Annotated in this window: 17 protein-coding genes; 8 read left to right on the forward strand and 9 right to left on the reverse strand. The window is 43.2% G+C overall.

The features are described 5' to 3' along the window. Positions 1 to 140: 140 nt before the first annotated feature. From AVL57_RS04920 to AVL57_RS04930, 3 genes are all read right to left on the reverse strand, one after another. Entirely contained in the window at positions 141 to 1,541 is a 1,401-nt protein-coding gene (locus tag AVL57_RS04920; protein WP_057791739.1) for a DEAD/DEAH box helicase, read from the reverse strand. 92 nt (positions 1,542 to 1,633) lie between these two features. After that, positions 1,634 to 2,290, reverse strand: a complete 657-nt coding sequence (locus tag AVL57_RS04925) for a CoA transferase subunit B (RefSeq protein ID WP_057791741.1) — start codon at positions 2,288 to 2,290, stop codon at positions 1,634 to 1,636. Continuing rightward, on the reverse strand, positions 2,290 to 3,021 hold the full coding sequence (locus AVL57_RS04930) for a CoA transferase subunit A (protein ID WP_057791743.1): 732 nt from the start codon (positions 3,019 to 3,021) through the stop codon (positions 2,290 to 2,292). The genes AVL57_RS04925 and AVL57_RS04930 overlap by 1 nt, the downstream gene beginning before the upstream one ends. A 205-nt stretch (positions 3,022 to 3,226) precedes the next feature. On the opposite strand from AVL57_RS04930, the gene AVL57_RS04935 reads away from it, so the two are divergent. Further along, positions 3,227 to 4,114: a LysR family transcriptional regulator gene (locus AVL57_RS04935; RefSeq protein WP_057791746.1), complete on the forward strand. Its 888-nt coding sequence runs from the start codon at positions 3,227 to 3,229 to the stop codon at positions 4,112 to 4,114. A 27-nt stretch (positions 4,115 to 4,141) separates the two neighbouring features. On the opposite strand, the gene AVL57_RS04940 is transcribed toward AVL57_RS04935, so the two are convergent. Together AVL57_RS04940 and AVL57_RS04945 are read right to left on the reverse strand one after the other, a co-directional pair. Beyond that, positions 4,142 to 4,897 (reverse strand): hypothetical protein, encoded by a 756-nt coding sequence (locus tag AVL57_RS04940; protein ID WP_057791748.1) that lies wholly within the window; start codon positions 4,895 to 4,897, stop codon positions 4,142 to 4,144. A gap of 72 nt (positions 4,898 to 4,969) precedes the next feature. Next, entirely contained in the window at positions 4,970 to 5,671 is a 702-nt protein-coding gene (locus AVL57_RS04945; protein WP_057791750.1) for a sensor histidine kinase, read from the reverse strand. A gap of 245 nt (positions 5,672 to 5,916) precedes the next feature. On the opposite strand from AVL57_RS04945, the gene cysB reads away from it, so the two are divergent. Then, the gene (cysB, locus tag AVL57_RS04950; protein WP_013784052.1) at positions 5,917 to 6,891 is read left to right on the forward strand and encodes an HTH-type transcriptional regulator CysB; all 975 of its coding nucleotides are present in this window, start codon (positions 5,917 to 5,919) and stop codon (positions 6,889 to 6,891) included. 181 nt (positions 6,892 to 7,072) lie between these two features. On the opposite strand, the gene AVL57_RS04955 is transcribed toward cysB, so the two are convergent. The 3 genes from AVL57_RS04955 to pabB all read right to left on the reverse strand — a co-directional run bounded on the left by AVL57_RS04955 (position 7,073) and on the right by pabB (position 10,683). Beyond that, positions 7,073 to 8,446: an L-serine ammonia-lyase gene (locus AVL57_RS04955; RefSeq protein ID WP_057791752.1), complete on the reverse strand. Its 1,374-nt coding sequence runs from the start codon at positions 8,444 to 8,446 to the stop codon at positions 7,073 to 7,075. Positions 8,447 to 8,618: 172 nt separating this feature from the next. Next, entirely contained in the window at positions 8,619 to 9,191 is a 573-nt protein-coding gene (locus AVL57_RS04960) for a CoA pyrophosphatase (protein ID WP_057791754.1), read from the reverse strand. After that, positions 9,178 to 10,683 carry an aminodeoxychorismate synthase component I gene (gene pabB, locus AVL57_RS04965; protein ID WP_057791756.1) on the reverse strand — a complete coding sequence of 502 codons (1,506 nt, stop codon included), beginning with the start codon at positions 10,681 to 10,683 and terminating at the stop codon, positions 9,178 to 9,180. Before pabB ends, AVL57_RS04960 begins: the two co-directional genes overlap by 14 nt. 263 nt (positions 10,684 to 10,946) lie before the next feature. Between pabB and AVL57_RS04970 the strand changes: the two genes are divergently transcribed. Continuing rightward, positions 10,947 to 12,476 carry a fumarate hydratase gene (locus AVL57_RS04970; protein ID WP_057791758.1) on the forward strand — a complete coding sequence of 510 codons (1,530 nt, stop codon included), beginning with the start codon at positions 10,947 to 10,949 and terminating at the stop codon, positions 12,474 to 12,476. A gap of 83 nt (positions 12,477 to 12,559) precedes the next feature. Continuing rightward, a complete protein-coding gene (gene rmuC / locus AVL57_RS04975; protein ID WP_057791760.1) occupies positions 12,560 to 13,951 on the forward strand; it encodes a DNA recombination protein RmuC in 1,392 nt (463 codons plus the stop codon). A 116-nt stretch (positions 13,952 to 14,067) separates the two neighbouring features. Here rmuC and AVL57_RS04980 read toward each other — a convergent pair whose 3' ends face one another. Beyond that, a complete protein-coding gene (locus AVL57_RS04980) occupies positions 14,068 to 18,954 on the reverse strand; it encodes a S8 family serine peptidase (RefSeq protein WP_057791762.1) in 4,887 nt (1,628 codons plus the stop codon). A 514-nt stretch (positions 18,955 to 19,468) separates the two neighbouring features. Here AVL57_RS04980 and AVL57_RS04985 point away from each other — a divergent pair. The 4 genes from AVL57_RS04985 (at position 19,469) to AVL57_RS05000 (ending at position 24,136) form a co-directional block, all read left to right on the forward strand. Next, positions 19,469 to 20,656 carry a thiamine pyrophosphate-dependent dehydrogenase E1 component subunit alpha gene (locus AVL57_RS04985; RefSeq protein ID WP_061093577.1) on the forward strand — a complete coding sequence of 396 codons (1,188 nt, stop codon included), beginning with the start codon at positions 19,469 to 19,471 and terminating at the stop codon, positions 20,654 to 20,656. Beyond that, entirely contained in the window at positions 20,656 to 21,633 is a 978-nt protein-coding gene (locus tag AVL57_RS04990) for an alpha-ketoacid dehydrogenase subunit beta (RefSeq protein WP_057791764.1), read from the forward strand. The genes AVL57_RS04985 and AVL57_RS04990 overlap by 1 nt, the downstream gene beginning before the upstream one ends. Positions 21,634 to 21,648: 15 nt before the next feature. After that, positions 21,649 to 22,992: a 2-oxo acid dehydrogenase subunit E2 gene (locus AVL57_RS04995; RefSeq protein ID WP_057791766.1), complete on the forward strand. Its 1,344-nt coding sequence runs from the start codon at positions 21,649 to 21,651 to the stop codon at positions 22,990 to 22,992. A 268-nt stretch (positions 22,993 to 23,260) separates the two neighbouring features. Beyond that, the gene (locus AVL57_RS05000; protein WP_231751169.1) at positions 23,261 to 24,136 is read left to right on the forward strand and encodes a 23S rRNA (adenine(2030)-N(6))-methyltransferase RlmJ; all 876 of its coding nucleotides are present in this window, start codon (positions 23,261 to 23,263) and stop codon (positions 24,134 to 24,136) included. Positions 24,137 to 24,173: the final 37 nt, after the last annotated feature.

Below are 24,173 nucleotides of genomic sequence, written 5' to 3' on the forward strand. Positions count from 1 at the left end.
TGGTGTACTTTGCTCAAATGCTGCAACGTCTAATATAAGTTGATGGGCTTATCTGAATACAGAAAGCAAAAAAGGAGCCCTAAGGCTCCTTTTTAATAATATGAATCTTTAACCGAAGAATTATCCGATTCAAACTATACCTAGCTATTTTTATCGCTATTATCTAAATCTGTATCCACGCCGTCATCTAGGTTAACGCCGGTTTCAAATTCGGTATCGTCTTCAGGCTCAAGTTCTACTTTTCTTGGCTTACGTTTCACTGGCGCCATACCAATTTCAGTACCTGCCATGGTGTCCACACGGCGTACTTTTTTCGCAACAGCAGCTTCTGCACCATCTTGCTTACTGGCTTTGTTTTTCTGCGTATCTTGTTTAGGCGTAGGAGCTTTGATCCCTTTAAATTTAGCGGGTAGTGCCTCGTGAGCCTCACACTCCAGTTCATACTGTAAATGTGCCTTAAGCGCTATGAAGCTCTTCCAATCGCGAGGGCCAACAAATGAAGCGGCTTCGCCTTTTTGCCCAGCACGGCCAGTTCTACCAATACGGTGAATGTATTCATCGGCATTTTTCGGTAAATCAAAATTAATAACCAAACCAACTTTAGATAAATCTAAACCTCTTGATGCCACATCGGTAGTCACCAATACAGAATGTTGCCCGCGAGCGAACTCACTCATAATTGCAGCACGTTGATTTTGTGGTAAATCACCTCGTAAGGCGATGGCCTCAAGCTTGTCTTTGTTTAACATGGTGGTTAAACGGTCGGTATCTTCACGGGTTGCGGTAAATACAATTGCTTGATTATAAGTACGATTAGAAATTTCGTGATGAAGCAGGGCGTCTTTATGCTCGATATTATCGGCAAAGAAACATTGTTGCTGAATATCGCCATGATGTGCCGTTGAATCACCTACCGAAACTCGAACAGCAGCTTTAGTTAAACGCGCAGTCATGTAATTAAGTTCAATGCTATCTAATGTGGCAGAAAACAGCATTGTTTGGCGTTTACGGTGGTTTGCAAACTCATTAATCATGTTTAGCTGTTCTGAAAAGCCTAAATCTAGCATGCGGTCAGCTTCATCAAAAATAAGCAGTTCTAGGCCATTTAAAAATACACTTTTGTCTTTTAAATGGTCGGCCACTCGACCAGCAGTGCCCACAATAATATGTGGGTTTCGGCGAAGTGCTTTTACTTGGTCGTTATAGTTTTCACCACCTACAACAAGCGTACAGGCTAAGTTTAGGCCGGTACACATGGTTTTGGCTTCTATGAAAACTTGCTTCGCTAATTCGCGAGTAGGTGCAAGAATAAGAGCGCGGGGGTCTTGTCGACTTAATGCCTTTTGCGACATTAAACGATTAATGGCCGGAATTAAAAATGCGAGTGTCTTGCCCGATCCCGTTTTTGAAGAGGCGATAATATCTTTACCCTGAATAGCAGAAAGCATGCTTTTTTCCTGAATTTCAGTTAACTCGGTAAAGTTTCTACTTTCGAGTTTGGTAATGATTTTGTGATGAACGGGTAAGTCAGTAACTAGCAAGATTCGGCCTCATGAATAATAACGTCACGTATTATCCCTTAAAGGCCGATATTATGAAAGCTTGCTATGCGTTTACCTTGGCGAAAATGCAGTTAAACCTGCATTTCAGTCACATTTTGTGCTACAACCAGTTTGCCGCCCGTTTTTGCTTGTATATCTTCAACCGTTACACCTGGAGCGCGTTCTTTAAGTAAGAAGGCGCCATCAACTACTTCTAATACAGCAAGGTCGGTAATAATTCGGGTTATGCAATTTACACCGGTTAGCGGCAGGGTGCAGTCACTGAGTAGTTTTGGGTTGCCATGTTTATCGGTGTGGGTCATGGTTACAATAATGTTTTTAGCGCCTGCCACTAAGTCCATAGCGCCCCCCATACCTTTTACAAGTTTTCCGGGGATCATCCAGGACGCAATATTACCGTTTACGTCTACTTCAAATGCACCTAGCACGGTAAAATCAACGTGACCGCCACGGATCATGGCAAAGCTTTCCGCAGAGTTAAAAATTGAAGCTCCGGTAATGGCGGTAACGGTTTCTTTACCCGCGTTAATCATATCTGCATCTAGCTCATCTTCCTGAGGGTAGGGGCCCATCCCCAATAACCCATTTTCAGATTGAAGCATTACACTAATGCCATCAGGAACAAAACTGGCGGCTAACGTAGGAATACCTATTCCTAAATTGACATAATCACCATCTTTGAACTCTTGAGCCACACGCATTGCTATTTGATCTCGAGATAATGCCATTATTGTGACTCCTTTGCTGTGGTGCTATTTACCGTTTTCGCGACAACCTTACGTTCTATGCGCTTTTCAAATTCCCCTTTTATGACTCTATTTACATAAATGCCGGGCGTATGAATTTCGCTAGGGTTTAGCTCACCTGGTTCAACAATCTCTTCTGCTTCTACCACTGTAATAGCGCCAGCAGTGGCAGCCATAGGATTAAAGTTTTGAGCAGTGTGACGATAAACACAGTTTCCGTATCGGTCGGCTTTCCACGCTTTCACTATGGCAAAGTCGCCCGTAATGGCTTCTTCTAAGATATAAGGGCGGTCATTAAACGTTTTCACTTCCTTACCTTCGCCTACAGGCGTGCCATAGCCAGTAGCAGTATAAAAAGCGGGAATCCCTGCACCACCAGCACGCATCTTTTCGGCTAGCGTGCCTTGCGGCGTAAGTTCAACTTCAAGCTCTCCATTTAATAATTGCTTTTCAAACAGGGCGTTTTCACCTACGTAAGAAGACACCATTTTCTTAATTTGTTTGTCTTCCAGCAAGATGCCTAGTCCAAAACCATCTACACCACAGTTATTAGAAACCACAGTAAGGTCTTTAGTGCCCATGATTTTAACTTGAGCAATGAGTCCTTCTGGAATGCCACATAGTCCAAAACCACCAGCAATAACTGTCATACCATCGGTCAGCCCTTCCATGGCTTCTTGATAGGTAGTCACGACTTTGTCGAATCCCGACATGGTACTTCCCCTTAAATTAAGCATTGATAAAATGTGTTAAGTAAAAGTATCAACAATGTTATCAGTTATGTAAAATTGAATTAATCACTCAATTAATAAGTTTTATTTATTAATTGAGTTGTCGTTGATGGTTATTAGTTTTTCGGATTATGGGCAAGTCAATGTGTTGGCTACATTTCAAACATAGGGTGTGGGTCTTAGTTAAATGAATATTTCATACAGAAATTTGCAAGCTTTTATTCACGTAGCGCAATCAAGCACGTTTGCTGAGGCGGCTATTAAGCTTCACCTTACCCAGCCGGCACTTTCATCTGCAATAAAGAAAATGGAAGAACAGCTTGGCGGGAAATTGTTTAGTCGTAGCACCAGGCATGTGGCGTTAACCAAAGAAGGTGAAGCCTTATTGCCCAATGCCATTAGAATAATGCGGGACTGGGACGACACTTTTGGTGATATTCAGAACCTTTTCGCCATGGCAAAAGGGCGGCTAACCATTGCGGCTATGCCTTCCTTTGCAGAATCACATTTACCGCATTTACTTAAACGGTATCACCAACTTGCGCCTAATATTAATCTGCGAATTTTAGATGTGGTGATGGAGAACGTGATTTATGAAGTATCAGAGGGCAGAGCCGAGATGGGCTTCACCTTCGAACCGCAGCAAAATGAGGGGCTTATATTTACACCTCTTTTCGAGGATTGTTTTGTAGTGGTGGTAAACCCGCAGCATGAATTAGCAAAAGCGAAAACGGTTAGCTGGGAAGCATGTATCGAGCACCCTATGGTAATGATGAATAGAGGCTCTGCAGTAAGAATGTGGACTCAACAGAAAATAAGTACTGTGGGTGATGCGGTGATTGTTGCCGAAACGGGCCAGTTAGGTACCCTTGGTCAGCTGATTAAGCAGGGGTTAGGCATTGCTATTATGCCATCGTTGTGTATTTCATCAATGGAAAGCATTGGCCTAACCGTGCTTAATATGAAAGACGATCCCTTAGTGAAAAGGGTAGGTATGGTGAAAAACGCCAAGCGCGATATGTCAGTGGCTGGGCAAGCACTTTGGACTGACGTGTTACACCACTACCAAAGGTAGCGTATCAATCACTTGTGAACTAGCGCGTTACCATTTCTTCTTAGGCGCGAACAACTCGTCTAATTCATCACGCTCTTCTTCTTGTTTCTTCGCTCTATCTTGAGCGTTAACACTCTTAAGGTTGTTCTGAATTTCAGATAGCCATTCGTGCAGCGTGGCTAAGCGAGATTGTGTGTATTCATCTTGCTGATTTTGATTTTCTAATGCGGTTTTTGCTTTTTCGTAATACTGACGAGCTGAACCTAACATATTCGATTGCTGTGCAGCTCTGCCACGTTTAATTAGCGTTTCAACATTAACCTTAATTTGTAAGCGTTCTAATTGCTTGTCTTCATCATAAAACACTTTGCTTTCTACTTTGCCCTTACTGTGTTCTGAACGAAGTAGAATACGAAGCTTCTTAACAGCTTGAATATATTGAATAATAAGTTTGTCATTATCGGGTAATACGAATTCGTTTGCGTTGACAGCATCAGGGTTTTTGGTAGCAGATTTTTGCTCTGCATTGGCAAGCTTTTGTTTGGTTTCTGGCGTACCACCAAGTTCATTGACGGTTTTAAGCGCAGCTAACACTCGGTTGTCCATGATTTGTAACATGCGGCTCGAAATAGGCATGTTTGAACAAGCTAGAATAACATTCTCTGTTTCATCAATAACAGCACGTTGTTTAGCCAGATCTGCCCGACGTTCCGAGTCAGCCTTAGCGCGATGTTGCTGCATAGCATTTATAAAGATTGCTGCTATCAGTAATACAACAATCAGAATTATTATTATCATGTACATGCGCGTATTTCCGTTTATTACTTAATTCGAATTATATGTTGGCTTTCAATGCCAAACTATTATGCGTTAATGTTACGGTATTTTTACCCTAAATACACTTCCGCCAAGACTACCGCCATTACTTAAAGAAATCTCTCCTTGCAGTTGGCCTTGCGTGTGAGCCGATGCAATAAGTCTAGCAAAGAAAAGCCCTAACCCGGTCCTACCTTGACTAAGCTGAAAATCGGCTAAGTCTTCGTGACTTTTTTCAAGCATAGACGTTGGATAGCCGATACCATCATCTTCCACACAAATATGTAAGCAATCATCTTCAACCTGAGCTGAAATACAAATTTGAGAGGTTCCATACCGAAGGGCATTCACCAGCACGTCATTAATTAATAGGTATATAAGCTCTCTATCTAAATACCAACTTAAATCTAGGTCAACATTCGCATTAACCACAATTTCTTTTTGTTCAATGTAAATATTATTTGAGCCAACGACATCGTTTATTAAGTCACTGACGAAACACTCATCTACTGTTATCGGCAGACTTTCTAATTCTGCACGATAAAGTGATAAAATTTGTACTAGATTGGTATTGAGCCGCGATGCTTCATAATGCACATTAGCTACTTGCTCTCGTGCTTTACTGTTTTCAGGGGCTAAATCATTAGACAGATTTTCAATTGACTGGATAAGAAGAAACAGCGAATTTTTCATATCATGCACAGCAGCAGCTAGCACCGACGAAAAGTCGATAGGAGAGGTAAGTTGCTTTTTTTCACTCATATGAATAAAACCCGTTATTTTCCTTAAAATTGAAGGCGTTGGACCAATTAAAACATCTGTAAGGATAAAGGAAAACAATTATTCAGTAGGTAACCCATTTTCAGTATTACTTATTTAGCGCAAAATTACCTACTATTTTCTGGGTTAATCTGTCACTTTTGTAATAGCTTATCGTAATTATTAGTAGTTTTGGTTATAACGATAAGGTTATAGTACACAACTGGTTACAAGGAGCGATGTTTTACATGAAATTACAACAGCTACGTTACATAGTAGAAGTACTTAACAATAATCTGAATGTTTCTGCCACGGCAGAAAGTTTATATACCTCTCAGCCGGGCATTAGTAAGCAGGTGAGAATGCTAGAGGATGAGTTGGGTGTACAGATTTTTGGGCGTAGTGGTAAACATCTAACCCATGTTACTGATGCCGGAAACGATGTCATTAATATATCCCGCGAAATCCTGGCGAAAGTAGAAAGTATCAAAGCGGTGGCTCGAGAACATACGCTACCAGACCAAGGTAAGCTGAATATTGCGACTACGCACACACAAGCACGTTATGCACTGCCTGATGTAATTCAAGGTTTTATGAGCAAGTACCCGAAGGTGTCTTTACACATGCACCAAGGTACGCCATCGCAAATTAGTGATTTAGCCGCTAAGGGTGAAGCCGATTTTGCTATCGCTACGGAAGCTTTACATTTATACAACGATTTAGTGATGCTGCCTTGTTATCACTGGAATCGTAGTGTGATTGTGAATAAAGATCACCCTTTGTCGAAGAAAGGCTCTATCGATATCAGTGATATTGCCAAATATCCCCTCGTAACCTATGTATTTGGTTTCACTGGTCGCTCAGAATTAGACCAAGCGTTTGAACGAGCAGGCCTTACACCTAAAATTGTGTTCACTGCCACAGACGCCGACGTTATTAAAACTTATGTGCGATTAGGTGTTGGTATTGGCGTTATTGCTTCCATGGCGGTTAGCGATGAACTCGACTCAGATTTGGTGAAAATTGATGCAAGTCACTTATTCGATTACAGCACGACCAAAATTGGCTTTAGAAAAGGCTCTTTCCTACGAAGCTACATGTACGACTTTATCGAGCGCTTTGCTCCGCATTTAACAAAAGATAAAGTCGAAAAAGCCATGATGCTGAAAAACAATGACGAAGTAGAAAAGATGTTCAAAGGGGTAACCTTGCCGGTTAAATAGGCGAGTATAGCTTAACAGGCTAATGTAGCATTGAAGAGACAATTGGCTCAATTGGCTTGGCGGTTTGCGTATGAAAATACATGACAGCATAAAAAAGGCGATTTGCGGTGTTTTACATATAAACCCCAATCGCCTTTTTTGTATCTACTGGTGTGTCACATAAAGTGATGTCAGTTAACGGTTAGCATTCGATTATATTAACTGCTAGGCCGCCTCTGGCTGTTTCTTTGTACTTGGTCTTCATGTCGTTACCGGTATCGCGCATAGTTTTAATGACCTTATCTAACGACACCTTGTGCTCGCCGCTACCGCGCAGTGCTAGCCGTGAAGCGTTTATCGCCTTAATTGCACCCATAGCATTACGTTCAATACAAGGAACCTGTACTAAGCCGCCTACGGGGTCACAAGTTAACCCTAGGTTATGTTCCATACCAATTTCAGCGGCATTCTCTACTGCCGGTACAGTACCGCCCATAATCTCTGCCAGCGCGCCCGCAGCCATAGAGCATGCCACACCTACTTCACCCTGACAGCCCACTTCAGCACCAGAGATAGATGCATTCTCTTTGTACAAGATACCAATGGCTCCTGCGGTAAGTAAGAAGCGACTTGCCACTTCTTCATCCACTGGGCGAATAAATTTATCTACATAATGTAAAACCGCAGGAATAATACCGGCCGCGCCATTAGTAGGGGCAGTTACCACGCGGCCTCCTGCTGCATTTTCTTCATTTACCGCTAAGGCAAACAAGTTCACCCAGTCCATGGTTTGCATGGGGTCGGTGGTATGTTCGGTTTGAAGACGTCTATAAAGTGCAGGCGCACGGCGCACTACTTTAAGACCACCTGGCAATATGCCTTCACTGTCAATACCACGTTGCACACAGGCCTTCATTACTAACCATATTTCAAACAGCTTTTGTTTTACGGCATGAGCAGGTTGGAAAGTGGTTTCGTTTTTAAGCATAAGAGCGCTAATACTCAACCCATTATTTTTGCATTGTTCTAACAGCGCAGCGCCAGACTTAAAAGGAAAAGGTACAGTAGCTTGAACGGCACCTGCGTGAGCCTTAGTGGCATCAAAATCCTCTTCTTTTACGATAAAGCCGCCACCAATGCTGTAGTACGTTTGCTCGCACAGCAAAGTGTCGTTTTCGTATACGTAAAAGGTAAGCGCATTAGCATGTTTGGGAAGTGTTTTACGTCGGTGAAAGACAATCGCATTTTTGTTTGGAAACAAAATAGGCTTTTCGCCATTTAGGTACAGTAATTCTTGGTTTCTTACATCTTCTAGCAGTGGCTCTATTTTATTTACGTCAATGCTTTCAGGCATTTCACCAGATAATCCAAGGATCACGGCTTTACCTGTTCCATGACCTATACCGGTTTGACCTAAAGAACCAAACAATTCCACTTTAACTGAGGTGATTTTTGAAAACAGCGCTGTGTCTGTTGCTAGTGTTTTAGCGAATTCAGCACCCGCCCGCATGGGTCCAACGGTGTGTGAGCTTGAAGGGCCAATACCCACGCTAAACATATCAAAAACACTAATCATAAAATCTACACCAGTCTGAATTACTAATAAATAGATCATGCATGTAGACGGGCTTAACTACAATACAGAAAAGCTAATCAATTGATTAGAATTGCTAATGTGGTGTAAAGAAATATTTAATGGCACACACGTAAGGGCACGTTAGGGCAGGTGTGTTTAAGCGCTGGTAAGCTTAAGGATGAATATGGTGAGACAGGTTACGCAATATGGCAGCCGTAGCACCCCAAATCATATGTTCATTCCACGGAATAAAGTAGATAGGCGATGAACGCTTACCTTTGCGCGCGGTATGAATAAGGTGATTTTTGCGGTCCAGCACATGGGCTAAAGGAACCTCGAAAGCACTTTCTACTTCGTTAGGGTCGATAACAGGCGTAAAACTTGGTTCAACAAAACCCACAACCGGCGCTATTTGATAACCGCTTACTGTCCTGTAATTCGGCAACACCCCAATAATTTCTACGTTTTCAGAAGGCATGCCTATTTCTTCACGGGCTTCACGAAGCGCAGCGTCAAAAACGCTGTTGTCTACCTCATCTACTGCGCCACCGGGAAAACTAATTTGGCCTGGATGATGACGCAAATGATGCGCACGCTCTGTGAGTAAAACTGTCAGCTCACTACCATAGTCCATTAGCGGAATTAATACCGCAGCTGGTCTGCCTCGAGATTTAAGCGGGTAATCCGGCTCTCTGTGCGTTTGACGCAAATGATGAAATTGGCGGAGAAAATCAGCTCTGTTCACGGCCTACTCCAAAATGGGAGGTTAGCACTGGCAGAATTTTAGACACTTTATCCAAGGTTTCTTTGTACTCGTCATTAGCCACTGAATCTAAAACAATACCACCACCAGCCCAGCAATGCAGCTCGTTATTCTCCCCAAGCAGTGTTCGAATACAAATACTTGAGTCCATATCTTCACGAAAGCCCATATAAAATATGCTGCCGCAATAGATATTGCGTCTATGCACTTCAAGTTCGTCGATTATCTCCATCGCCCGAATTTTAGGTGCACCTGTAATAGAACCGCCAGGGAATGAGGAGGAAAGTAAATCTAATGGGGTCGCGTCGTCGTTAAGTTCGCCTACAACAGTGCTCACCAAGTGATGCACTGCTTCATAGCTCTCTAGCGCAAATAACTCAGGCACTTTCACTGAATGAGGCTTACAGTGCTTTGAAAGATCATTTCGCAGTAAATCAACAATCATAAGGTTTTCGGCTCGATCTTTTGAAGCAGTCAGCAAAGACTGAGCGCTTCGTGCATCTTCTGCTTCATCACTAAACCGTGGGCGAGTGCCTTTAATCGGTTTAGTTTCCACCACGCCCTGTTTCACGCTAATAAAGCGTTCAGGGGATATACTTAAAATAGTACTGTTTTTTAATTGAATGAATGCGGAAAAGGGCGCTTGGTTACTTTCACGCAGGGCGAGATAAGCTTGCCAACAATTGCCTGTATATGACGCTGAGAACCGCTGTGCCATGTTAACTTGATAACAATCGCCTGCCTTTAAATAGTCGTGAATTCGCTCAATACAGCCAATATAGGCTTCTTTAGTGAGGTTAGACTTCCATTCACTAGTTAAAGAAAACGACGTGTTGGCATCATCTTCACTTTGCTCTTTCTCATCATCGATAGAGACTAAACAGGCCTGGTTTGTATCATCAGCGCCCTCTGTAAGATCTGCATCAGAACTAGGCTGTGTGACAAAGTCAGGTGGGGTAGTTTCACCTTTTGCCGAACAAAAATATAGGGTGCCTGTTACCGTATCCTCAATTAACGAAGACAGGTATAGCCCTACGGAAAAATCGGGTGTGGTATAAGTTTGCGCAGCTTTCGCTGGAAGCTTTTCATAATACCGCCCAGCATCGTAGCCTGCAAAACCTGCTACGCCAACAATAAATGGCAGCTGACTGGCTAACGATTGACTAAGTTCATCTAACTCAAGGTTGGCCACAGAACCATGAAGGTAGTGCGTTACGGCTTCAAAAGGTAGAAGGTCGGTTGCAAATGGCTCATCACCAGCTAACTGCACTAAAGCCGCTTCGCCATGTTTGGCCGTTACGGTAGCGCTCGGTTCCCATACCATCACATTGTAACGACCATTGCTTTTTGTCGAGCCACAAGTATCAAGCAAAATGGCACCTGCGTTGTGGGCAACCTGCTCAAAAATGTCTATAAGACAAAGGGAAGGTGAGGTGCTGACTGGCGTAATGATAACTTGCGATGTTGCGGGCATTAAAAACTAACTCTATACATCAGGTTAAAAAGAATGTTGTTGGCATTGAAGCTGCGTTAAATGGCTACTGAACGGTTAATTTAACAGTATTCGCACGGTATCAAACAGCTAACGTTAGTAAAGCGCGTTAAATTTGACAGCACAAGTTTGTTTTATCGCAAAGCCTCACCCATATTTTACATGGTACGGTGCCAATAGATGCGCTAGTATACGCTTTTTTAGCAGGCTAAGACCACGAAAGCAAAATAAAAAAAGAGGATGTCATGACCGTTATCCGCCAACAGGACTTCATTGATAGCATTGAAGATTCCCTACAGTTTATCTCTTACTATCACCCGCTCGACTACGTTAAAGCCGTAGAAGCAGCGTATAACCGAGAAGAAAGCCAAGCAGCCAAAGATGCGATGGCACAAATCCTTATTAACTCTAGAATGTCAGCTGAAGGCAAACGTCCTTTGTGTCAAGACACCGGTATTGTGACCTGCTTTGTAAAAGTAGGCATGGGTGTTACATGGGATAAAACCGATATGACTGTGCAACAGATGGTTGATGAAGGTACTCGCCGCGCTTATCTAAATCCAGACAACCCATTACGCGCATCTATCGTTGCCGACCCCGCAGGCGCACGAACCAACACCAAAGACAACACACCGTCAGTTGTGCACATTGATATGGTGCCAGGTGAAAAAGTTGAAGTAATGATTGCGGCGAAAGGTGGCGGCTCGGAAAACAAATCTAAGATGGTAATGTTAAACCCCAGTGATGATATTGCTGATTGGGTAGTTAAAACGTTGCCAACCATGGGGGCTGGCTGGTGTCCACCTGGGATGTTAGGTATAGGCATTGGCGGTACCGCAGAAAAAGCAGCTGTACTTGCGAAAGAAAGCCTAATGGATCCGGTTGATATCCAAGAGCTTATTGCTCGCGGACCAGAAACCACAGATGAAAAGCTACGAGTTGAAATTTTCGAGCGCGTGAATCAATTGGGTATTGGTGCACAAGGTCTAGGTGGATTAACTACAGTAGTAGACGTTAAAATTATGTCTTTGCCTACCCATGCGGCATCTAAACCTGTGGCGATGATCCCTAACTGTGCAGCAACCCGACATGCACATTTTCATTTAGATGGCTCAGGTCCAGCCGAACTTACGCCACCTAAATTAGAAGATTGGCCAGAGGTAACGTGGGAAGTTAGTGAAAACACCCGTCGCGTTAACCTTAATGATGTTACTAAAGAAGACATTCAAGACTGGAAAGTGGGTGAAACGGTACTCCTTTCTGGAAAAATGTTGACTGGTCGTGATGCAGCGCACAAGCGTATTCAAACAATGCTTGATAACGGTGAAGGTTTACCAGAAGGCGTAGACTTAACCAACCGCTTTATTTACTACGTAGGCCCTGTTGATGCGGTTGGCGACGAAGTAGTAGGCCCAGCCGGTCCAACTACTGCCACTCGTATGGATAAATTCACTGACATGATGTTAGAGAAAACTGGCCTAATCGGTATGATTGGTAAAGCAGAGCGTGGCCCTGCGACGGTCAAATCTATTGCAAAGCATCAGTCAGTTTATTTAATGGCCGTAGGTGGTGCTGCGTACTTGGTTTCTAAAGCTATCAAGAAGTCACGGGTAGTGGCGTTTGAAGATTTAGGTATGGAAGCCATTTACGAATTTGACGTAGAAGATATGCCAGTTACGGTAGCAGTAGACAGCACGGGCGCAAATGCGCACGAAACTGGGCCTGCTATTTGGAAAGCAAAAATTGAAGATTTAGATAAAGCGTTATCTAAGTAATCATACATTTGTGATTAAAACAGGTGCCATTGGCACCTGTTTTTGTTTATAGTGCTGTATAAATTAACAGTGCGTGTGTTTTTATGTATTCCTTACCTGATTTTCCCCCCCAATATTTAAATGCTGGCTTCTTATTACTGGCGTTATTTTTTCTTGTTTTGCTAATAGTAACCCGAAGAACATTGAATCAGGCTCGCGATCAAGTGGCTGAAAAAAGTGATGCGTTACTTGTTCTGCACCAAGCCTCCAGCGAAACCCAAGAACGTATGGGCATGCTAGTTGAAAAATCACGTCAGTATGAGCAGCTATTAGCTGAGAAACACCAACTTAGTGAAACCTCGAGCGTACTGCAAAAAGAGTACAGTAAGTTGCAAGCGCAATATGAAGCGCAAAAAGCAAGGCTGGATGCGCTTATGCAGAATCATGAAGAAAAGCTTGCGTTAATGCATTCGTCAGAACAACGCTTACAAACCCAGTTTGAAAATTTAGCGAACAAAATTTTTGATGAGAAAAGCGCGACCTATCAGAGCCAAAGTAAGCATAATATTGAAGCGGTATTGGCGCCGTTTAAATCTCAATTAGATGGGTTCAAACAACAAATTTCAGAGCAACATATTCGTGAAGGGCAAGAACGCGCGTCGTTGAAAACAGAAATTTTAAGTTTAAAGGCGTTAAATCAGCGTATAACTGAAGAAGCCTCAGCGTTAACCAACGCCCTTAAAGGCGATAATAAAAAACAAGGCAATTGGGGCGAGGTAATTTTAGAGCGCATTCTTAAAGAATCAGGTCTTCGCGAAGGCCATGAATTTGAAACCCAAGTGTCGGCACAGTCTGAACAGGGTAGGCGACTGCAGCCAGATGTAGTGGTGCATTTACCCAATGACAAAGACGTGATTATCGATTCAAAAGTAAGCTTAGCGGCGTATGAACAATATTTTAACTGCGACGATGACAACAGCCGCAAACAGTATCTAAGTGCACACGTGGCATCCATCAAGGGCCATATTAAAGGGCTAGGCGCCAAAGAGTATCAATCCCTTAAAGGCTTGCGCACATTAGATTATGTTTTACTGTTCATTCCTATTGAGCCTGCGTTCTTGCTAGCCATTGAAGAAGAACCTGATCTTGTCTCCCTCGCGCTTAATCATAATATTATGCTAGTAAGCCCCACGAATTTGCTTGTGGCACTGCGTACCATCAACAATATTTGGCAATACGAGTACCAGAACCAAAACGCGCAGCTCATCGCAGAGCAAGCAGGAAAGCTTTACGACAAATTTGTAGGCTTTGTATCTGATATAGAAAAGATTGGTAAAGCGCTAGATACCGCCCACGGAAGTTACGATGCTGCAATGAATAAGCTTTCAAGTGGGCGTGGGAATTTAGTGCGGCAAGTTGAGAAGTTCAGAGAAATGGGTGTGCAGCCTAACAAGCGATTAGACGACACATTAACGAGATTGTCAGATGAAGAATAATGAAAGCGCGTCGTTGAGGTAGCGTTAACGTTAGCTGGGATTATTGAAACTTCAGATATAAAAAAGGCCGCTTAACAGCGGCCTTTTACGTTTAAGTAATATCTAAGCGATATCGCTTACTTCATTTTACGTCTACGTAGATATACAACTGGAACAAGTAGCAATGCTAACCAACCCATTGAACCACCGCTCTTATCAGTAACGCTTACGGTTACTGTTTCTGTTGTTGTATTTAAGCCATCAAATGCAACCACTTCAAACTGAACAGCAATAGTGCTATTCGTATTAGGCGCTGTAGTCGTTAGACTTGAGCCTGCGATGTCATTGATAGTGAATGTAACGTCATCACCTTCTGGGTCTGTTGCTGTAGCAGAAACAGTGATTGACTCACCTTCTTCAACAGTAAACGGAGCAGTGATGTTGATAACAGGTGGTAAGTTATCTTTTATCGTAACATTAGCTGTTGCCATTGAAGTGTTACCGTTACTATCAGTAGCAGTAAGCTCAAGCACAATTAGCGTATCTTCAGTTACTTCTGGAGCAACTAGGATAGCTTCTTCTATGCCAGCACCTGCAATGATAGCTGCTGGTCCTTCAACTTGCTTCCAAGTAATGTCCACAGCGTCGCCATTTGGCTCTTCTACTAGACCAGGTAAGTTCAACTCCATCAATTCAACAACTTCCAGTGTTGCCACTGTCATGCCGTCGATAGTAACAACAGGAGGACCTTCAACTTGTAAACCTTCGTAAGTTTCAGATACTGCAGACGCTGCACCAGGGATGTTAGTCACTTCTGACATCGCCATCATTTGAATAGCACCACCAGCATCATCAGCATTGACCATAACGGTGTAAGCTAATTGAGTAGGGCTGCTATCAACGTCGTCAAGATACATACAGATTTGCGTACCAGATACAATTTCTGTATCAAAGTTTGCATCAAAGAAGTCTTGGCTGTAAGGCGTATAGTAAGGTGCTTGACCTGTAGCGCCATCAATATCTTCGTAACCAATGGTCACAGGCAAAGTACTACCAAGTTGGTGTGTCACATTATCGTATGAGAATACGATGTTTGGCTGACCTTCAGCTGGCTCATTGAAGAAAACAATTTGGTAATCTGCAATATCAGCGAAATCTCCGCTAAGACCCCAGAATCTCATGTTATCCCATTCAATGATTGTGTAAGCAGCGCCAGCAGATGCGACAGACACACCTACGCCGTTAGCAACGTCAAATTCCTGGTCACGCCACAACGGAGCAATAACACCACTTGGATCTGCAACATCTGGAAGTCCTTGGTTCACCCAAGGTGATGTACCCAAACTATTACCGACTGTAACAAAACCATCATCAGTTACCGTTACTGCATCGTACATGGCACCAAGGAAGTAAGCAGGAAGTGAATACGTCCCATCTACGGTGTCGCCATCTAACGTATCATCTATACCAATACCAAAACCAGCTAGGTCGATGTATCCACCGCCTTGACCAAAGTCAGGGTTAGCACAGAATGCGTCAGTAGCATTAGTGGTAATTGCATAAGATGGAGTAGCACCAATTAGCGATTCTTGGGTAATAGACCAAGAAAGCGTATTTTCAGTGGCAACACCATCGTGAGACAGTGAACCTTCAACTAACGTAACGTTATCAGGAAGCGTTAGTGAAATTTCATAGTCGCGGTCTTCCGTTGTAAAGTTTGGAAGTACGTTTACATAGAAAGTCGCTTCCTCTCCCGGTAGAACACGCTCTTCAGACTCAGCAGTTACATAAACATCATCTTCAGCACGAACAATATCTACAGGAATAATGCCAAGGTTATCAACGTTATCAGCATCAGTACCCATTGAAACAGCACCAATGTAGATATCACCTTCAACCGCGTCTGACAAATCCCAAGTAAAACGTACGTCGAATTCAGTTAACTGAGGAATAGCTGAAGGAGCATCAATAGTTAGCCCTTCACCGGGCTGGTTATCAACCATGGCATGCGCTAATACAAAGCTATCTTCAAAACCTTCTTCATCAGACGATGCAGCCCAGTTTTGTACAATTACCCAGTAGCTTCCTGCTGCTGGCATTTCAACGCTTACATACTCTTCAGTTGCAGCAGTTGCGGCAATAGCAACCTCTTCATCTTCTTGAGGTATACCGTCTGCATTTGAGTCAAACAAAATGCGTAAATCTAGATCTGGCGACGTAGTATCCATGGTTGCTGCTACTAACCGAAGTGTACCTTCAGGTACTTCGATTTGCGTAATGTGCAAGCCATCTTCTAAATCATCTAGGTAGTCATTGTTGTCTGAATCTTGCGCAACCATACCTTCAACTTTCGTTGCTTTGGTTAGGCCGTAAGACGTAACCTGAAGATCAGTAATCTCAACTGCCATTACATCTTCAAGCAAGTACGAGTCTTGATTACGATGTGCTTCAAAGTCAATTTCATCAGGTAAGTTACCGTTAGAAGCGACAATTGAAACAGGAAGGTGTAAGTCTGGAGATGAACCAGAAACTAAGTTGATTTGACCAAACGACCAAACGTCACTTTCTGCACGGAATGCGTCAATCTCAATCGTTAACTCTTGAGATTGTCCAGCAGTTAAGTCGAAGGTAGCAGGTGTAACAGTAATGTCTAAACCATCTGAAATGGCAACACCGTCTACAGACCAAGAGCCGTCTTTAGTTGCTGTTACGGTACGAGTCCATGTGCAAGAACCTACACAGTTGTCGTCGGTAACAGAAGGTAGGTTAAGTGTACGAGGCTCACCACCTAGTGCTGGATCAGCAGAAGCATAATTTGCGTCTGTTTCATCCATAACTAAGCCAGATTGAACTGCTAGGTCTACTTCAATACGACCTGCGCCCATATCAAACCAATCTGCTGCGGTTTCACCATCTTCTTTAAGAACATCGGTGGTAGCCGTCATCATAAGAGCAGAACGGACTTGATCTGGTGTCCATGATGGTTTTTCATGACGTACAAGTGCAGCAGCACCTGCAACATGAGGGCCAGACATAGACGTACCTTGAAGGTAGGCATAATCAGCTGGTGCAGAACCTGTAGAATCTTGACCGTACTGTTCATCAGAGTAAGCAGCATAAATGCTAACGCCCGGCGCAGTTACCGACGGTGTTAGTGTGCTAATTGATGTATTAGGACCACGTGAAGAGAACTCAGCCATAATATCAGCCGCGTCGTCGTCCACTGTTAAAATGCCTTCCGATGCTGTGATAGTCGCAGTATGGCCTTCACCTTCTGCCAACCATGAACGCAGCATATCACCGTTTGTAGCATCAACGTGGATACCCGGAATAATATACGCATCGTTATTCACTGATGTTGCGCCGTCAGCAAGGTTTGCTAGAACGAAACCAGCAGCGCCGCCACTTGCAACGTTAGATGCTTTAGCTACACGAGCAATTGCACCACGGTCACAAACAACAATCTCACCTGCGAAAGTATTTTCAGGGAATGGCTCTAAACACTGTGCAGGGTCGCCATCAGGATCGTTTGCATTGGTGTAATCACCGGCATAAACGATTGAACCCGATATCGCGCCAGAGTTACTCTTACCAGCGATAGCACCTAACTCAGTTGCACCACCAGTGAAAGAGATTGATTTATCATACTCTACACTTCGACCGTGTGTAGAAGCAGCAACAACGGTAATCCACGGTGCGTGTTTCTCAGTTGTTTCTGGATCAGGGCCGCTATTACCCGCAGATTGAGCAATAAAAATGCCCGCGTTGCGTGCATTCAACCATGCTGCGTTAAGCGAACCACTCCAAGGGTAGCCACCACCTGAAATTGAGAAGTTAATAACATCAACAATACCTGATTCAACCGCGTCGTCTACCGCTGCAGCCATAGCCGCACCAGTACAACCTGCATAGGTATCACCAGTGTTACCAGGTTGACACACTTGATAAGAAATAATGTTTGAGTGAGGGGCTACACCTGAAATTTGACCAAAGGTGAAACCAGTTGCAACACCGTCACTTGCATTTACGTCAAATTCAGCGGTAACTTCACCAACATCAACAAGAACGTTACCAGCTGCAGTACTTGCAGTATGTGAACCGTGACCGTTGTAATCTTCACCAAAACGTATAGTACCGTCTTGTGGGAAGATAGTGTCGTCTGTGTATACGTCAGAGATAGACGGATAACTATAAATACCAATTAGTTTGTCATTACAACGAACTTCAGCTTCAACTGCACATTCACCTAAGTAAACATCGGCGCCAAGTGGGTTAGTATGATCGTAACCATCACCACCTACATCAGCAAAAGAAGGGTGGTCACTGTTGATACCAGTATCAAGTACTGCAACTACAACGCCTTCACCTTGACGACCTACGCCGCTTTCATTAGCTGTGCCGTCCCAAACTGCAGGAGCGCCAATTAAACTTGGTCCCGTGTCAGTATCAAGTTGATATACTTCATCACGTTCAACATTTTTAACGCCTGGCAAACGCGCTATAGCTTCTGCCTCAGCTGGCGATGCTTTTATCGCAATTGCGTTTAGTGCGTATTTATATTCTGCTATTGTTTCTAACGAACCTACAGCAGACTCTGCTTTAGCAATAACTTCTGCTTGTTTCTTCTCAAGGTAAGAGGCATAGGCTTTTACTTCTGGAAGAGAAGCGTCTAAGCGTTTGCTAGCAGACGAATTAGATCGTGTTACTGAAACTTGTTTTTTAAGTTGGGGGTTAGTGGCTTCTAAGCCTTCAACACCGCCATCGTAGCTCGCTACTGCGTCGTCAGAAAGATGTACAAAGTAAATGTAGTCTTTATTTTCGAGTCCTTTCTCAGCGGTGTAGAGTACTTTAGGTGTGGATACTGTTTTAGTGTTCTTGTACTTATTTATCGATGTCGCTTTAACTGCTTTGAGTTGATCAGCAGTTACAGAAAACGATTCTGTTGCAGATGATAGTTCTGCAGCAGAATGCATGGACATCGACATCAGTGCAGCAGATACAGCTAATGTCACTTTATTATTCACAGGTAACCTCCGTCGGCCTGTTTTTGGGATTTTCCCTGGATGGATGAAATTTCTTATTTTTATTGGCTTTGTTGATCCAATTTTTATTGTCATAACAATGACAATAATATTTCTAGCATAATTTTTTTCACTTTGTAATGAATATTAAACATTAATATGAATTACACATGTTGTTACATTTAGTCATACTTTTTCATTTGATCTTAGCTAAAAAAAGGGGGAGGAATTTGGCTACACAACAGTCAATTCGGTAGTTAAACACTTACCTCTATCTAAGAATCTCGCATACTCATTTACAAAACAAATTCGTATTTTTATCCTTCTATTAGCATCAATTTAACATTGCTGGTCAATATTAGGATATTAGTTCTATCAAAATAGGATATTAAGAATTTTTATCATATTTAGTTGATAAACCGCTGCACAAATAGCACAACGCCACCAACATACTTCTATTAGCATAATGACCATAGCAATCTCGCTTTCGAATCCTTCAAATTGCAGGGAGTTTATTGTGGAAGATAGAAATCATCTCGGAAAAATTAAAACAACAAACAGGGTTGAAGTTATCGGCAATGGGTTAATTGATATTCCCATGCTGCAATTGCTCAAACCAGATGGAAGTGAGCATGAAACTGCGCAACTTCCAGAGATTGACCAAACACTGGCGTTAAAAATTCACGACACCATGGAATACATCAGAATTCTCGATGAAAGAATGGTGGCAGCGCAGCGCCAAGGAAGAATTAGTTTTTATTTAGCAAGTACGGGTGAAGAAGCCGCAGCCGTTGCTAGCGCAGCTGCTTTATCGCCCAATGACATGATCATGAGCCAATATCGAGAGCAGGGTGCGCTGGCTTTCAGAGGCTATACAACTGATCAGTTTATGAATCAAATGTTCAGCAACAAAGCCGACCCTAATAAAGGGAGGCAGATGCCAATCCATTATGGTGATAAAGCCCTTAACTTTATGACTATTTCTTCCCCACTAGGTACGCAAATACCACAAGCATCAGGTTATGCCTATGGGCAAAAAATGGCAGGCAACGATGCCATTACTATTTGTTATTTTGGTGAAGGAGCTGCTTCAGAAGGCGATTTTCATGCTGGAGTGAATATGGCTGCTGTTCTCAATTGCCCGGTTATCTTTTTCTGCCGGAACAATGGCTATGCCATTTCAACGCCGTCGGAAGAACAATTTGCTGGAGATGGTATTGCATCACGTGGAATTGGCTACGGCGTGAAAACGATTCGGGTAGACGGTAACGACCCGCTAGCGGTGTTTGCTGCAACGCAGGAAGCACGCCGTATAGCGTTAGCAGAAATGTGTCCGGTACTGATAGAAGCGATGACCTACCGACTTGCGGCTCATTCTACGTCTGACGATCCTACGGGCTATCGTTCTAGAGATGAAGAAGATAAGTGGCGCGCAAAAGATCCAATCGCAAGAATGGCGAATTGGCTTACCCATAAGGGCTGGTTTGATGAAAAACAGAACAAAGCCAAAGTTGATAAAGCGCGTCAAGATGTACTCGCGGCGTTAAAAGTCAGTGAAACGGTTCCTATTTGCGGCATAGAGGAAATAGTTGAAGATGTGTACGACAGTGTACCCTGGCATCTACAAGATCAGCTGACTTCGTTAAAAGCACATATTAAACAATATCCTAAAAAATATCCTAAAACGTCTGGGAGTGTTCGCTAATGGCTAAAATGAACTTACTACAGGCAATTAATAATGCGTTAATTACCGCCATGACAGCGGAAGAAAAGGTCATGGTGTTTGGTGAAGACGTGGGCCATTTTGGTGGTGTATTTAGAGCGACCAGTCATCTACAAGAGAAATTTGGTAAAGGCAGATGTTTTAATACGCCGCTTACCGAGCAGGGCATCATTGGCTTTGCGAATGGGCTTGCATCACAAGGATCTTTCCCTGTTGCTGAAATTCAGTTTGGTGATTACATCTTTCCTGCGTTTGACCAAATCGTAAACGAAACGGCTAAGTGGCGTTATCGCTCAGGCGGACAATTTGATGTAGGCGGTCTTACCATTCGTACGCCCTATGGTGGTGGTATATCGGGTGGTCATTACCACAGCCAATCACCGGAGGCGTTTTTCGCCCACTGCGCAGGTTTGAAAGTGGTTATTCCACGAGACCCATACCAAGCGAAAGGACTGCTTTTAGCCTCTATTCGCGATAAAAACCCAGTACTTTTTCTTGAGCCAAAACGTTTATATCGCGCGTCTATTGCCGATGTACCTGAAGAAGATTATGAACTGCCACTTGGTAAAGCCGATTTAGTACAAGAAGGCTCTGATATCACCCTACTAGGGTGGGGTGCACAAATTGAGATATTGCAAAAAGCCGCTGAAATGGCGTTAGACGATGGCGTGTCTTGCGAAATTATAGACCTGCGCTCCATTTTACCTTGGGACGCCGAAGCCGTTATCAACTCGGTAATGAAAACCGGCCGATTGCTTATTAACCATGAAGCGCCACTTACCGGCGGCTTCGCCAGTGAAATTGCCGCGACTATACAAGAAAAATGCTTTTTGTATTTAGAAGCGCCTATTTCGCGTGTTTGTGGTTTAGATACACCTTATCCACTCGCTCATGAAACCGAATATATGCCTGATGAAACTAAAACGTACGAAGCTATTAAGCGCTCGTTACATTATTAAAAGGGAGCCAATAATATGAATATTGATTTTATTTTACCTGATATTGGCGAAGGTATTGTTGAGTGCGAAATCGTCAAATGGAACGTTAAAGAAGGTGATGTCATTGCTGAAGACCAAAGTGTAGTTGAAGTAATGACTGATAAGGCAGTGGTAGAAATTCCTGCTAAGCATTCAGGCACAGTACATAAGCTTTATTATAAGCAAGGCGATATTGCACAAGTGCATAGCCCATTATTTGCCCTTCATACAGATGAAAGTGCTAGCGAAGGTAATCAAAATAGCACCGATGACACAACGACTGATGCTGCAACTGATCAAGTAAGTAATGCAGAAAGAGTTAACGAAACTACTAGCCACAGTGCTTCACCGGTTAACGACAATACCAGTGAGCAGGGTAACCTAGCCATTAGTGATAAATGGCAAGACGGGGATTTTGAGCCTCCTATTGCTATACCGGGCAAAGTTTTGGCAAGCCCTGCAGTACGCCGTATTGCCAGAGAGCACGAGATTGATTTACTTGCTGTTGCTGGCAGTGGCAAAAAAGGCCGTATTTTAAAACATGATGTCAGCAACGTTTGTGCGAATACCGTTAGTGCGAGTAACGTTAGCACAAATAATGACGAACTCTCAGCTACGCCTAATCACGCGGGTGAATCAAGTTATACCGAAAAAGTGCGAGGCATTCGTGCGGCTATGGCAAAGCAAATGGTAGCGTCAGTAAATACCATTCCTCATTTTACGGTGAGCGATGAAATTAGAATGGATAAGCTAATTGCCTTGCGACAATCACTGAAGCCTATGTTTGAAGCAAAAGACGTAAAGCTTAGCTTTATGCCCTTTTTTGTAAAAGCATTGTCGTTGGCGTTAAAAGCGTTTCCTATCATTAACAGTCAATTAAACGAAGACGGTACTGAGCTTACTTATTTTAATCATCATAATATCGGCTTTGCCGTTGACGCTAAAATTGGCCTCTTGGTGCCTAATATTAAGGGCGTAGAAAATCTGTCTTTGTTCGACATAGCTCAGCAAATGCATACCACTATCGAGCAAGCTCGTGAAGGAAAATTGGGCGGTGACGCACTTAAAGGTGGCACTATCAGCATTTCAAATATTGGCGCTATTGGTGGTATTACGGCTACACCGGTTATCAACAAGCCTGAAACGGCTATTGTCGCGCTAGGTAAAACTCAAAAGCTTCCCCGTTTTGCCGCTGACGGTAGTGTTGAAGCGCAAAATATCATGATGGTGAATTGGTCTGGTGATCATCGTATTATTGATGGCGCTACTATGGTTCGCTTCAATAATTTGTGGTCTAGTTATATTGAAGAGCCAGAAACCATGCTAATGCATTTGAAATAGCGATAGGATTCTAATGTGGGCCGCAGGCCCACAGCCTAGTAATAGGCAAGTACGTTAATACAATTACGTTAAAATAAGTTCGTTAATTTAAGTAATCTAATACAAGTGCTTTAATAAGAACTGTGCGAACTACAGTGATTTAATCACGGGGCACTTTTAATAGTTCTTATTCACAGAGAGCTTATTTACACAGAACGGGCTGTCGGGCTTGTGTGGACGTTAGCCCAAGCGTTATTATTGACAGCTAAACTACATTTTCCTGCGCAGTATGCGCGTCAACTTATGGTATATCGTGCTTAGCTATCAACATGCATTTCATGCCGGCAACCATGCCGACGTTATTAAACACCTTTGTTGGATGGGCGTAATAAGCCATCTCAAGAAAAAAAATAAGCCTTTCACCCTTTATGATACGCATAGTGGGGCTGGGCTTTATCAACTTGATGATGCCTTAGCATCCAAAAATAAAGAGTATGAGTCTGGGGTAGACAAAGTAGCTAACATTTCTGCAAATTCACCTTTGCTGCAATCCTATTTGTCGCTATGTAACGGGTTTTTAAGTGATAGATGTTATCCAGGTTCACCGGCTATTAGTGCCAAGCTAAAACGTGATATCGATGTGCTGCATCTTATGGAGTTGCATCCTGCTGAACATGAAAAACTCGATGATGCCATGTGGCAGATTGGCGATAGCCAAAGCCATGTTCATCACAGAGATGGATATGAAGGATTAATTGCACTTACGCCACCTTCACCTAATCGTGGCGCGGTATTAATAGATCCGCCCTACGAAAAGGCTTCTGAATATCAAGATGTAGTCAGTGCTGTGAAGAAAGTATTAGCGCGTTGGCAGCAAGCACAAATAGTAGTGTGGTATCCGTTACTATCAGAGCGAGCGGGGGCTAAAAGTGGGGCCAGTCAGAAAATGTGCGAGTTGTTATCGGCACTAGGTAAGCCCTGTTTCACTATCGAGCTTACCGTTGAAGAAAATACCGCCGATGCTGGCATGTACGGTTCTGGCTTATGTGTCATCAATCCACCTTGGCAGCTTGATGTCAGTATGAGTGAAGCCCTTGATGAGATTACCCCGCTATTAGGAAGCGATGCTGCGTATACGTTGACATGGCTAACTACTGAAGAGTAATCCCTTTAGCGGACTCTTTTTAACGAAGAGCTAAAAA

The sequence above is a fragment of the Alteromonas stellipolaris genome (genome assembly GCF_001562115.1).
Classification (GTDB): Bacteria; Pseudomonadota; Gammaproteobacteria; order Enterobacterales; family Alteromonadaceae; genus Alteromonas; species Alteromonas stellipolaris.